Source organism: Methylomonas sp. (assembly GCF_023228165.1).
Taxonomy (GTDB): Bacteria; Pseudomonadota; Gammaproteobacteria; order Methylococcales; family Methylomonadaceae; genus Methylomonas.
This window is the reverse complement of record NZ_JALOBS010000008.1, coordinates 22722-35607: the sequence shown is the minus strand read 5'-3', so window position 1 is coordinate 35607 and position 12886 is coordinate 22722. Positions and strand designations below refer to the sequence as shown.

Genomic DNA, 12886 nt, shown 5'->3' with positions numbered 1-12886 from the left:
TCCTTATTGGCCTTGCTGTTTGTGAATTTTTTCCAACTTGGCTTTAATGCGGTTACGCTTGAAAGCCGATAAATAATCCACGAATAGTTTACCCAATAGATGATCCATTTCATGCTGGATGCAGACTGCCAGCAGTTCGCGGGCTTCCAGCTGGAAGTTTTCGCCCTCGCGGTTTAAGGCTTGCACCTTGATGTGTTCGGCGCGGCTGACTTTTTCAAAAAAGCCGGGGACGGACAAACAGCCTTCCTCGGACTCTTCCTCGCCGTCTTTTTCGATGATTTTCGGATTGATCAGGCAGATGGGTTCGTCCTTTTCTTCGCTGATGTCCATGACAATAATCCGCTTGTGCACGTTGACCTGAGTGGCGGCCAAGCCTACACCCTTGGCGGCATACATGGTTTCCAGCATGTCGTCGACCAGGGTTTTGATGTTGTCGTCGACTTGGTTGACTTCCTCGGCCACGGTACGCAACCGCTTATCGGGAAATTCCAGAATCGTTAAAATGCTCACCTATCACTCCGCTATCTAAACTTAGGGGTGGGATTTTAGCTGGTTTTGGTTTATTTCGGAACCGCAGGCCGGAATCAGTGCTGTTAAATCCAGATGCATGTCCAATTCAAATCCGCATCTTGGATATATCGATAAGGTCTAAAGTTACACTTCGGTGATACGGTTCACGGATTTCGGTATGGCTTATCGGCAAAGGTGACTGATTCGTGAACTTTTTGGAAGCCGATGTCTCTTAGAGCAGTGCCGATAAGCACATTCATTTTTCTTCCTCTTGATCCGGCTTTTTGCCGGATTTTTTTTGGCTTTTTTCAGCTAAAGCTATCTATTTTTCTTAATCAAAATGTCACACTGGCTGGTTAGGATTGCGGCTCCACTTCAATAATCTGGAATGTCGAAATGTATAAAAAGAACTTAATCTTGACCGGTGTGTTGTTGGCGTGCGCGCAAACGGCTGCCGCGGGTACGGATGTATTTTTTATGCCGCTGACACAGTCAGCGGCTGTTGCTCAGGTACCGAATCATGTCAACGAATTGAACTCGCCCTGGCAGGTGCCAGCCGGTGTCAGTTACCAAAATCTGACCAGCTTGCACGAAATCGAAGCCGATCCATCGCAATCAACAGTTCGGGTGCCTGGGCTTGGCGACGGTGCCTCCATGACCGACATGAGTGCGTTTGATCCAACCGGCCGTTACATCTTTTTGCCGCATGAGGTTCAATACGGCGCGGGTTTAACCCGTTACGACCGCAAAACCGATAGAGCCACTAATCTGTTCAAAGGCGATATGGGCGGTGCGAACGGCGATTGGGCTAACGATTTCGGCGCGCTAGATCCCGCCACCTGGACCCCGAAAAATACCCTTTTGTTGGGCGAAGAATGGTCCGGCCAGGGTCGCTTGTTTGAAGTATCCAACCCGATGGCGGATGTCGAAAACGGCCAAGCCGTGATTGTGACCGAATTGGAAAGCGTGCCTAATGTGTCTCACGAAGGTCTGCGTTTTAACCATGCCGGCACCGCTTTGTATTTTGTCGATGAAGACCGCTCGGGCTCTATCTACAAATTCGTGCCTAAAATCAAAGGCGATTACAGTAAGGGTCAATCCTTTGTCCTGAAAGTTGAAAACTACAGCGGTAGTGCATCTGGCCAGGCCGGCGCCTATCCTAACCATAACCCAGCCGAGCGCACCGGTATGGCGTCATGGGTGGCGATCACCGATGCGAATGGCGTCGCTCTGACTACCGTTGATCCGTTCAATAACTTTAATCGCGGTGGCCGCCTGGCAGCCGATGAATTGGGCGGCACACCCTATCGCCGCCCGGAAGACGTTGAAGTCGGCTATTTGAAAAACGGCCACGAAGTACTGTACTTTACCGCCACGGAAGAGCTGGCCGCTTATTCGGTCGAGGAACTGGGTCACGGTAAAGCCATGGTGCGTTTATTCGCCGATGAAAGCACTATGAAAAACGTTGGCCATGCGGCGACCACCGGCCATATCGATTCTCCGGATAACCTGGCTCAAGACGCGCTGGGCAATATTTATATGGTTGAAGATTGGCCGAACGGCGACAATGTCGGCGGCGACATCTGGTTCCTGCGCGACACCGATGGTGACGGCGTTGCCGAATCCGTGGATCATTTCCTGAGCTTGCAGGTTAAAGGCGCCGAGAATACCGGTATGATTTTCAATCCCGCCAACCCAACCGAGTTCATCATTAACGTTCAGCATCCTGAAAGTACTTTGGATGCAACCGAAGGCATGGGCGACGCTACCTGGTTGCTGGATATCACCAATGTTATCGCGCCACCTTGCGCGGCGGAAAACAACGATGATCATGATCACGGCCGCGGCCATGACCGCCACGATGGCAAACACAATAAAGTAAAAACCTGCACCAATAGCGATGACACCAACTTTATCCATAAGTTGGTCAAAGCCGCTAAATAAGCAGCGCAATAAGAACTGCTTGCAAGTCGGTTGTTATACCTATTGCTCATCAAATTTCGGCAGCTCAATACCCTCTTCTGCTGGAGAGGGTTAGCGAGAGGAGAGTTTTATACGGACATTTGAAGTGCGCCGAGTATAACCTTGGAGTGATGCCGGGCTTGCAGATAAACCAGTCAAACTGAAGCGTGATTAAGGGGTTGTCGTAAAAAGCAAGCCCTTTTTTATGTCTAGGGTCATCGTAGTGCAAATTCCGGTTTATTGACGGCCTCTATTTCGCTCTCCCGGAGTAGCTTGCCAAGCCCCTCTCCTCGCCAGTCAGGGGTGGGGCGAGCGGGAAATGAGGCAGCGAAATTTGAAGTGTGAAAGGTAGCGGCGTAAATAGGCGCATGTAATGGGTTCGTCATATTCAAATTGTATTGTGGCCGGGTACATATTTCTTACATGTACCTCGTTAGCCAACCAATACTTTTAGAGATTTAACATGAAAAACTTTGCTCACATGACCCTGCTGGCGGTTTCAATCGCCGCGCTTTCTCCTTTCGCCGCCACGGCTGATTCCAAGCATGGCAAACATCATGACGAAACAGGTCGCGGAGAACATCACCATAAAAGCAAGCCATTAAAAGTGGCGCTGTGGGGTGACGAGTTTTATAGCGACGATGCGACCGTAAAATCGATTCAGATTGAGCAAACCATTGATTCAATGAATAAGCATAAACTCGATTTCACCTTGTTTGCCGGTGATACCAAAAACGGTAGCTCCTTGTGCACAGATCAAGCGATTGGTCAGGATGTTATCGATATTTTCGACAGCTTGAATGCCCCAACCCTTTATTCGCTGGGCGATAACGAATGGACGGATTGTCACCGCACCAACAACGGCGGTTACGATCCTATCGAGCGTCTAGGCTACCTGCGCAGCACGTTCTTTAGCGAAAACCTTTCCCAAGGTAAGCATCCCATGGCGGTCGAGCGTCAAGGCGAACTGGGCCAAGCGTATTCCGAAAACAGCCGCTTTACTAAAAGCGATGTCGAATTCGTAGCGCTGCATGTGCCCGGCAGTAACAATAATTTGGTTGCTACCGCTAAACAGTGCACCAATAAATCGAATCGCACCCAAGCGGATTGCGCCGCGGCCACGGCGGAATTTCAAGCCCGCAACCAGAAAAATGTCGAATGGCTGCAGGCGTCATTTGCCAAAGCCAGAGAAAACGGTAATGCCGCTATCGTGGTTTTGATTCAAGCGGACATTTACTTCCCATTTGAACTAAGCGACGGCGGCTACCAAGACGACTTTTTGCCGCAGCTGGATGGCAACAACGGTTATACCGATTTCTTCAACACCTTGGTCAACGAAACCCAGAGTTTCGACGGCCAGGTGCTGTTGGTGCATGGCGATTCTCACTACTACAAAATCGATAAAGCCATGTTTAACGAAGACGGCACCTTGACCAGCAACTTCAACCGGGTACAAGTATTCGGCAGCCTTGAAAACAGCTGGATTGAAATGACTGTCGATCCCTCAAGCGAAAATGTGTTTTCCTTTTCGCCGGTGGTGTTGAGCCACTAAATGGCTTTGTCGGCGCGGCATTAACGCGTCTAATGTGTTGAACGGCAAGGGGCGATAGGCGGATGTTTGTCGCCCCTTGCTTGGCATTTGTTTAACCCAATAAAGCTTGGGTAACGGCGTGATTACAGCGAAGCCGCATATATGGAACTGTCCCTACTGACATTAAATCTGCATACCTACCAACAACACCCCCGCCATTGCTGTTTCGAAACCATGCATCATCACGAGCGGGAGGTGCATATCATCGCCGAGGCCATTGCCCACTTGAATATCGACGTAATCTGTTTTCAGGAGGTGGGCGAGTATATGCATGATCCGATAACCCATCCCTATGGCGAGTCGCCTTCCAATATGGCGTTTAGAATTTGCAACAAATTGCGCCATTGGGGCCGCTGGTATCACATTCATCAAGACTGGAGCCACATCGGCTTTTACCGTTGGCGGGAAGGTACCGCCATCCTGAGTCGCTACCCCATGCAGCATAATTATTCTGCCTATGTATCGAATGACCGGCGTAAAGACCATTACATGTCGCGGAATGTCACCGTATCCTGCATCGACGTGCCCTGGTTCGGCTTGCTGCATATTGCCAATGTGCATTTGAGTTGGGCGCACCATGGTTTTTTCGAAGAATATGCCCGGCTCAAACAACTCATCGAGTCGCGTCGGTATTTCGGCGTCAGAGCAGATTTAATGGTGGGCGATTTTAACGCCCCCGCCGGCGAGCAAGCCTATCATCATATCGTCGGCAACGGCGAATATGTGGATCAACTTTACGAATGCCATCCGCAGCGGTTTTACCAGCCCAGCTACCATGGCCGGATCGACGGCTGGGAATACGGGCCGCCGAAACGTATCGACCATATTTTCAAGCGTAACGGCCAGCCGCTCAGAATTCGCGCCATTGATAGCATTTTTAATGAAGATTTCTACCCCATCGTCTCCGATCATTTCGGTTATCTGGCCCGGTTCGAGCTGTTTTGAACCGCCTGGAAGCCGGGGTATGACTTACTGTTTGGCATGGCGGTATTTTTTGACTAATAGCGGCGATAAAGACATTAGGGCAATCAGTAAAATGGAGGTAATAAGTCCGGGACTAAACAATTCGTCGATTGAGTTAATGTGTTCCAGCTTATTGCCGCCATTGGCGTAGACGAACGAGGCCGGCATCACCCCCAGTGCGCTACTCAGCAGATATTTTTTAAAGGAAACTCTGGAAATACCGGCCAGGATATTGATTAAAAAATAAGGCACCACCATCACCAGCCTCAGCGACAGGAAATAATAAAAGCCGTTTTCCTCAATATTGGATTCAATTGTTTTGATGCGTTCATAATACATCCGTTCAAACAAGTCTTTGAACGCATAGCGGCTAATGCCGAAGCCCACCACGCAAGCCAGGATGGTGGCGGCAATATTGTAAATAGCGCCCATATAAAAGCCGAAGAAAAATCCGCTTAACATCTTGATGGCGGCGGCAAAGGGAATCGGCGAATTAACAAAAATAATGCAGGACAGGAAGAACAGCATCACCGATAAAAGGTAGTTTTCCGTAATGAAGTCGGCGATGAACGATTTATTGTCTTTGAATGCTTCTAGGGTCAATTGATCCGAAAAAAATACGGTGGCAGCTAAAAATACCAACAGTATTAATGCCAGGTTTTTTTGTTTGGTAGCGAGCATGTCTATTTTTATTCTTATTCGTTGAGGTTACAGCGAAAACGCCGCCCAACCGGGTTCGCGGGCCTTTAATCGCATACCGGACGCTGCTTAAACTAATACCACCGGAATATGACTTTAACGTGACAGCGGCCAATCAATTCGGCCGGCACCGGGCGCTTGCATGAACGGTGCGGTTCATGGCTGCATGCCGGCGTACCCGATGTCGCCGTCCAATTTACGAAGGGCCTGTTTTTATTAGATCACTACAGTAAAAGGGGGTGTTTTATTGTCGACATTTGGCGCGTGGGCGCTTGTGGGTTTTGCACGGCGATGTAGGACTGGTTACTGCAGGCGGTTCCGCTCGCCCGTAGAGTTCAAGAAATCCTCTTGAACTTGGTCGAACAATAAAAAACCCGCTAAGCCTTATGACTTGCGGGTTTTTGAATTTTACTGGACTGCGTTAAATCGACTAATGGAGGCTGCGACCGGAATCGAACCGGTGTATACGGCTTTGCAGGCCGCTGCATAACCACTTTGCTACGCAGCCTTTGTCTGAAATAAAAAAGCCGCGAACTACGCGGCTTTTTTTGAATTTGGAGCGGGAAACGAGACTCGAACTCGCGACCCCAACCTTGGCAAGGTTGTGCTCTACCAACTGAGCTATTCCCGCTTTGCTTTCGATTCGTGCATTATAATTAAAATAATTTTTGCGTCAATATTTTTTTAAAAATTATTGTAAATCGATTGCTAATGCCCAGCCGCGTTTACCTTCGCATTCGCCCGTGGTCATTTCCACTTCTACAAACACATCTTTTTTGCCATAAGCGTCTTGGGACTGAATGGCTTTAACCGGCGTGTTTTGTGGCATATGCCTGCAAGCACCTTCGCGGTCCGCTTCTTCGGTATCGTCATATGCAGCCATGGAGCCTGGTACTGAAACTAGACGAATGGTTGCGCCAGGATCGTAGGCGTTGGCGCTTTTTAATACATAACTTTGACCAGGAACAATAGCTTTGGATTGATGCATGGGCAATTTAGGATCAGAACCGCCAGACATGATCATAATCAAGAAGATTAAAACGATTGCACCAATGCCGCCAAAGAAAACTTTAGGATTTGATTCTTTCAGTTCAAGTAAAGTAGCTACCAAATTACCGGCAGTCTTTTGAGCTGTTTCAAGAGTCTCGTTGTTTTGGGTCGCGGGTTGCTCGGGTTGTTCCGGTTGGTTTTGATTTTCTGATTCGTTATTGTTGTCATCAATGCTCATACAATTTGTCCTCTCGGTAGTTATTATTATGCTAAGAGCCATAAAGTTACCATGCTGATAGAACATTTCAAGCATTCATTTTGTGTTTTTCTTTCGCGTGCTTTTTGTGAGAGGGGCTAAAGTTGAATAATACTTGGGAAATTGCTGCGAACAGCAGCCTGAGTTAAAATATTAGAGAAGTCTTAAATACTAACCGTGGGTGCGCTTATGCGATTACTTTTTAAACGCCTTGCCGTCGTGCTGGTGTCGATGACCGTTGTGTCCGCTCAAGCAGTTGCCGATGCCGATTCGGGTGCCTTTACTTTGCAGAAAGCGATTGATTTTGCATTGGAAAACAATCCCGAAATCAGCATCATGCAGGCACGTATTGATCAAGCCGATGCGCAGCTGGGTGAGGCTCTTGCTAGTTTTTATCCGCAGGTTAAGGCCAGCTTGTCGTATCAGCACAGCGACAATCCGGCTCAAGCCTTTGCCATGATTATTGCCCAACGGCGGTTAAATTTTAATAGCGGAGACTTCAATCATCCCGGCGGTATCGATAATTACCGGCCTCAGGTAACGGCGACTTATTCGCTGTTTAGGGGCGGACAGGACTATTATTTGAGTCAAGCCGCCGAATTAGGAGTGGAGACCTCTGAATTGGAAAAGACCGCTACCCGTCATCATTTGATCAATAATGTAACCGCTGCATTCTACGGATATCTGGCCGCTGAAGACGCGCATGACTTAAGCCTGCGATCCATCGAGGCAGTACAAAGCGAATTGGACCAAAGCCGGGTTAGGTTCGATGCCGGTACTTTATTAAAGTCGGATGTGTTGTCTTTGGAAGTGCAGCTGGCGGAAGCGAAAGATACGCAAATTCAGGCGGCTAATGCGATTGAAATTGCCAAGGCCATGCTGAAAACACTGTTGGGGTTATCCGCGGATCACGACTTTACGATTAGTGAAAACCTGAGCCAGCCTTTGCCGGCCGAGCCCGCCGAGTTTGAGCTGTTATTAAATCAGGCTTTAGGTCAGCATCCGGAATTGAAAGCCGCTGAAAAACGCGTGGCAATCGCCGAACAACAACTGAATGCCGCGCAGGCCGCACATCTGCCCCGGGCGGATGCATTCGTCACCTACGGCTCGGATAGCAAGGATCTGGCCTATAGCAGCAACCGGGATAATGTGAGCGCCGGCGTGATGGTAGAAGTGGATGTATTTTCCGGTTTCGCTACCCAGGAAAAAGTCAAAAAAGCCGAACACGAACTGAGGGCTGCGCGCGAGGCCGCCCGGCAGATGCGTTTGAGAGTGGAAAACCAGGTTAAAACCGCTCAGCTGCGGCTGCGGGAGGCATTAAATAGGGAGCAAGTCACCTCGGTTTCGGTAAAAGCCGCCGAAGAGGCTTTGCGCTTGGTCAAGGAGCAGCGCGAAGCCGGGGTGGTTACCGTAACGCGCTATATCGAAGCGGAAGTGGCGCGCGATAGAGCCAAGACCCGTGATATTTCCGCCCGTTACGACGCTTTGCGCGCGGAAGCCGAATTAAATCAAGCCACCGGCTTTTGGAATTAAGCAGACACAGGATAACCGTTATGTCAGAACACAACGCCGTATTTACCGAGAATAAATGGCTGATACCGTCCGCTGCCATCGCTGCGCTATTGTTGGTGATTTTATATGCCTTGGGGATTTTGGGTGGGCCGGAAAAAGTAGAACCTGGAACCACGACAGGGGCAGGGCAACCGTTGCCGGCCGGGGCGCAAGTGTACAAAGTCGGGCACCAATTGACCTCGAATACCCAGTCCTGGCAGGGGACGGTGCGCTCCAGAACGGTGGCAAAAATAGCGCCTAAATTAAACGCGCGTATTTTGGAGATAGGTGTTAATCCCGGCGATACAGTTAAAAAAGGTGCGGTGATCGCCCGGTTGGACGATCGGGACTTGCGTGCCGCCTATAACGCCGCCATGGCGGCGCATGCAGCTTCGGCGGCGCAAGCCGGTCAGGCGGGCGCGGAGGAAAAGCGCTACATCGATCTGTATCAAAAGCAGGCGGCCACCCGGCAAAATTACGATGCCGTGCTGGCTCAGGCTAAAGCGGCTCGCGCCATGGCAAGTCAGGCTGCTAGCGCGGCCCAGCAGGCCAGGATCATGTTGGGTGAGAACGTTTTGTATGCGCCTTTTGACGGCGTGATCAGCGAGCGTTTGAAAGAGCCCGGCGATATGGCCATGCCCAGCGATGCAGTGGTTTTGATGCACAAACCCGAGGATTTGCGCCTGGAGGCGGCCATTGCCAGCCATTGTTTGCAGCAAGTCAAACTAGGCATGCCGGTAACGGTAAGGCTGGATGCCATTCACCAGTCGGTTGAAGCCAGGGTGGATGAGATTGCCCCGGAAATCGAGCCGCTGACGCATACCCAGATGATTAAAGTTAAATTGCCTATGCTGGCCGGATTGCAGCACGGCCAGTACGGCTGGTTGGAATTGAGTTGCCAGGCCGAGCATCAAGCCCTGCTGATCCCCGAGACTGCGGTGTTGCATTACGGTCAATTGCAGGCGGTCAAGGTAGTCGACGGCCAACAGTTGCATGCCCGGCATATCCGCACCGGTAAACAGTTCGGCGACCGGGTCGAAGTGTTGTCCGGTTTGCGTGAAGGCGAATCCATTTTAACTGACAGTGGGTTGACGGAATGAATCAGCTGCCTGAAACCAAAAAAGACAGTTTAACGGTCAGCATCGTACGATTATTTACCACCTCCCATCTGTCGCTGTTGTTTTTGCTGATTTCCGTGTTGGCCGGTGCGGCGGCATTAGTATTGACGCCGCGCGAGGAGGATCCGCAAATCATTGTGCCGGTCATGGATGTTTTTGTGCAATACCCGGGGGCGACCAGCGAGGAAGTGGAAAAACGCGTCACCACGCCCTTGGAGGTGCTGCTGAAACAGATTCAAGGTGTGGAATATGTGTATTCGGCCTCGCGTCCAGGCGAGGCAGTCGTTACGGTGCGCTATGTGGTGGGGGAAAGCATAGAAGACAGTTTGATCAAGACCCGCGACAAGCTGGAGGCCAATTTGGATGTGATCCCGGCCGGTGTAAGCAATTGGGTGGTCAAGCCGGTCGAAATCGACGATGTGCCGATTTTGTTGTTGAGCTTGTCGGCCCCCAAGGATGGCGCGGATATCATGGCTATACGTCGGATAGCCGAGGAACTGATCGAGCGTTTGCGGGCGGTGAGCGATGTCGGCAATAGTTGGGTGATAGGCGCGGCACCCAGGCGGATATCCGTATATCCCGATCCGGCCAAGCTGCAGGCCAGTCAAGTCAGTATGATTGAGGTGCAACAGGCGTTGGCGCAAAGCAATGTCAATTTACAAACCGGCAGCCTGAATCGAAACAACCGGGAAATTATCCTGGAAGCCGGTCCCCATTATCAAACCCTGGAGCAGGTTGGGGCGACCGTGTTAAAAAATGTCACGGGCCGCTTGGTTTATCTACGCGATGTGGCCGAGATCATCGACGGGCCGCAAGACACCGATTATTACACTCGCATCGGCTTCGGTCCGGGTGTGGAGCAGATGAAAACCGTGGGAGACGTGCATGCCGGATTGCCGGCCGTCGGCGAAGAGCGCTCCATGGCGACCCTGGCGATTGCCAAGCGCCGGGGCAGCAATGCGGTCAGCGTGGCAGAGCAGGTGCTGGAATTGACCGAACAATTGCACGGCACTTTGATTCCGGATGATGTATTGGTGACCGTGACCCGCAACTACGGTGAAACGGCGGATCATAAAGTCAACGAACTGGTAATGCATTTATCCATTGCCATATTGACCATCATCATATTATTGGCGTTTACCTTGGGTTTTAAAGAGTCGTTGATCGTTTCCTTGGCGGTGCCGATGACCTTTGCCATCACTTTGCTGTGTGATTTGATATTCGGGTACACCATCAACCGGGTGACGCTATTTGCGTTGATTTTATCGCTGGGTTTATTGGTCGACGATCCGATTGTGGATGTGGAAAACATTCATCGACACTACAAGATGCGTAAAGAGCCGCCGCTGCAAGCTTTGTTGACTGCGGTGGACGAAATCCGGCCGCCGACCATTCTGGCAACCTTTGCGGTAATCATGTCTTTTGTGCCGATGTTTTTCATCACCGGCATGATGGGGCCTTACATGGCGCCGATGGCCTTCAATGTGCCGATTGCGATGCTGATGTCGCTGTTGATTGCCTTTACCGTGACACCATGGGCCAGTTATCGCTTATTAAGAGGCGAATATGGCAAGGACCATGGGCCGGAGTTCGATTTAAAGCAAACGCGCGGCTTCAAAATCTATCAAAGTATTCTGGCGCCGTTACTGGCTAATAAAACCAAGGCCTTGTGGTTTTTATTGCTGGTGTTTGTTGCCTTCGTATTGTCGACCCTGATGGCGGTGACGCGGGTAGTGCCTTTGAAACTGTTGCCGTTCGATAACAAAAATGAGCTGCAATTGGTAATCGACATGCCGCGCGGTTCGTCATTGGAAGCAACCGATGAAGTGGCAGCGGCTCTCGGGCGTTATCTGTCAACGGTCAATGAAGTCAGCAGTTACCAGTCTTATGTGGGGCTGGCTTCGCCGATGGATTTTAACGGCATGGTGCGGCATTACTATTTGCGTCATGGCGCTTATGTCGGTGACGTGCGGGTGGTGTTGGTGGAAAAGACGCAGCGCGAACAGCAATCGCATGCTATCGCGCTGAGAATTCGCCCGGATATCGAGAATATCGGCCAGCAATACGGCGCCAATATCAAGATCGTTGAAATGCCGCCGGGACCGCCGGTATTGGCTAGTGTGGTTGCTGAAGTTTATGGTCCGCCGGAAGCCAGTTACGGCGATATCATCAAAGTATCCAATCAGGTACGCGCACACCTGGAGAAAATCGATGGCGTCGTCGATGTCGATGATTATGTCGAAGCGGCGCAGACCCGCTTGCATTTTATCCTTGACCAGGATAAGGCCGCTTTGCTGGGAATCAGTAATCAGCAAGTGGCCGGTAGCCTGAAACTGGCGGTGGAAGGCAGTACGGCGGGCAGCTTGCATGTTGCCAGCGAGCGGCAGCCGCTGATAATACAACTGCAATTATCGCGAGCGGTGCGTTCGTCCGAAGCGGATTTATTGGCCTTGTCGGTCAAATCCGCGCATGGCGACTTGGTGCGTTTAAGCGAACTCGGTCATTTCCAGCACGAGCTCGGCGATCAGAGCATTTATCACAAGAACCTGCAGCGAGTCTCCTATGTGCTGGCTGAAATGGTCGGTCGCAGTCCGGTCGAAGCTGTATGGGATCTGGGCGATAAGCTGGAACAGCAGCCATTACCGGCGGGCTACCGTGCGGAAATGGCCGGGGAAGGGGAGTGGAAAATTACCGTCGACGTGTTCCGCGACCTGGGCCTGGCCTTTGCGGCGGCGATGGTGATGATCTATATCCTGCTGGTCGGGCAGACCGGTTCCTTGGGTGTGCCGCTGATCATGATGATCGCGATCCCGTTGACTGTGATCGGCATCATGCCCGGTTTCTGGTTTATCAATCTGTTTGCCTCCGATGTGGGGCAATACGCCAATCCGGTGTATTTCACCGCCACGGCGATGATAGGCATGATTGCCTTGGCCGGCATCGTGGTGCGCAACTCGATCATTCTGATCGACTTCATCGAGAACATTTACCGAGGCAATCCGGATATCAGTCTAGCCGATGCGATTATTGAAGCCGGTGCCACCCGCTTAAATCCAATTTTTTTAACAGCAGCGTCGGCGGTGTTGGGTTCGATAATGATCGTGCTGGATCCAATTTTCTCCGGTCTGGCCTGGAGCTTTATTTTCGGCATCATCGCCTCGACTTTGTTTTCGCTGGTGGTGATTCCACTAGTATATTTTTTGATCAATCGGGATATGCCGAAGGTTATCGAGACCGAACAGTAAA

At 50.8% G+C, this 12886-nt stretch carries 9 protein-coding genes and 2 tRNA genes; 6 read left to right on the top strand and 5 right to left on the bottom strand.

Annotated features, from left to right (window positions below; all coding sequences use genetic code 11):
- Positions 1–3: 3 nt before the first annotated feature.
- Positions 4–510, bottom strand: a complete 507-nt coding sequence (gene def / locus M0R33_RS07495) for a peptide deformylase (RefSeq protein ID WP_292567346.1) — start codon at positions 508–510, stop codon at positions 4–6.
- Positions 511–906: 396 nt separating this feature from the next.
- Here def and M0R33_RS07490 point away from each other — a divergent pair, with 396 nt between their 5' ends.
- The 3 genes from M0R33_RS07490 to M0R33_RS07480 all read left to right on the top strand — a co-directional run bounded on the left by M0R33_RS07490 (position 907) and on the right by M0R33_RS07480 (position 5008).
- The gene (locus tag M0R33_RS07490; RefSeq protein ID WP_292567344.1) at positions 907–2454 is read left to right on the top strand and encodes an alkaline phosphatase PhoX; all 1548 of its coding nucleotides are present in this window, start codon (positions 907–909) and stop codon (positions 2452–2454) included.
- A gap of 481 nt (positions 2455–2935) precedes the next feature.
- Positions 2936–4024 carry a hypothetical protein gene (locus tag M0R33_RS07485; RefSeq protein ID WP_292567342.1) on the top strand — a complete coding sequence of 363 codons (1089 nt, stop codon included), beginning with the start codon at positions 2936–2938 and terminating at the stop codon, positions 4022–4024.
- A 141-nt stretch (positions 4025–4165) separates the two neighbouring features.
- Complete coding sequence (locus M0R33_RS07480) at positions 4166–5008, top strand: endonuclease/exonuclease/phosphatase family protein (RefSeq protein WP_292567340.1); 843 nt, start codon at positions 4166–4168, stop codon at positions 5006–5008.
- A 24-nt stretch (positions 5009–5032) separates the two neighbouring features.
- On the opposite strand, the gene M0R33_RS07475 is transcribed toward M0R33_RS07480, so the two are convergent.
- The 4 genes from M0R33_RS07475 to M0R33_RS07460 all read right to left on the bottom strand — a co-directional run bounded on the left by M0R33_RS07475 (position 5033) and on the right by M0R33_RS07460 (position 6953).
- Entirely contained in the window at positions 5033–5707 is a 675-nt protein-coding gene (locus M0R33_RS07475; protein WP_292567338.1) for a TVP38/TMEM64 family protein, read from the bottom strand.
- A 452-nt stretch (positions 5708–6159) separates the two neighbouring features.
- Positions 6160–6233, bottom strand: a tRNA-Cys gene (locus M0R33_RS07470).
- A 47-nt stretch (positions 6234–6280) separates the two neighbouring features.
- Positions 6281–6356: transfer RNA gene (locus tag M0R33_RS07465), tRNA-Gly, on the bottom strand.
- A gap of 60 nt (positions 6357–6416) precedes the next feature.
- Positions 6417–6953 (bottom strand): hypothetical protein, encoded by a 537-nt coding sequence (locus M0R33_RS07460; protein WP_292567335.1) that lies wholly within the window; start codon positions 6951–6953, stop codon positions 6417–6419.
- Positions 6954–7160: 207 nt separating this feature from the next.
- On the opposite strand from M0R33_RS07460, the gene M0R33_RS07455 reads away from it, so the two are divergent.
- The 3 genes from M0R33_RS07455 to M0R33_RS07445 are packed head-to-tail and all read left to right on the top strand — an operon-like array spanning position 7161 to position 12885.
- Positions 7161–8504 (top strand): TolC family protein, encoded by a 1344-nt coding sequence (locus tag M0R33_RS07455; RefSeq protein WP_292567294.1) that lies wholly within the window; start codon positions 7161–7163, stop codon positions 8502–8504.
- Between the two features lie 20 nt (positions 8505–8524).
- Positions 8525–9622 carry an efflux RND transporter periplasmic adaptor subunit gene (locus tag M0R33_RS07450; protein WP_292567291.1) on the top strand — a complete coding sequence of 366 codons (1098 nt, stop codon included), beginning with the start codon at positions 8525–8527 and terminating at the stop codon, positions 9620–9622.
- Entirely contained in the window at positions 9619–12885 is a 3267-nt protein-coding gene (locus M0R33_RS07445; RefSeq protein WP_292567290.1) for an efflux RND transporter permease subunit, read from the top strand. The genes M0R33_RS07450 and M0R33_RS07445 overlap by 4 nt, the downstream gene beginning before the upstream one ends.
- Position 12886: the final 1 nt, after the last annotated feature.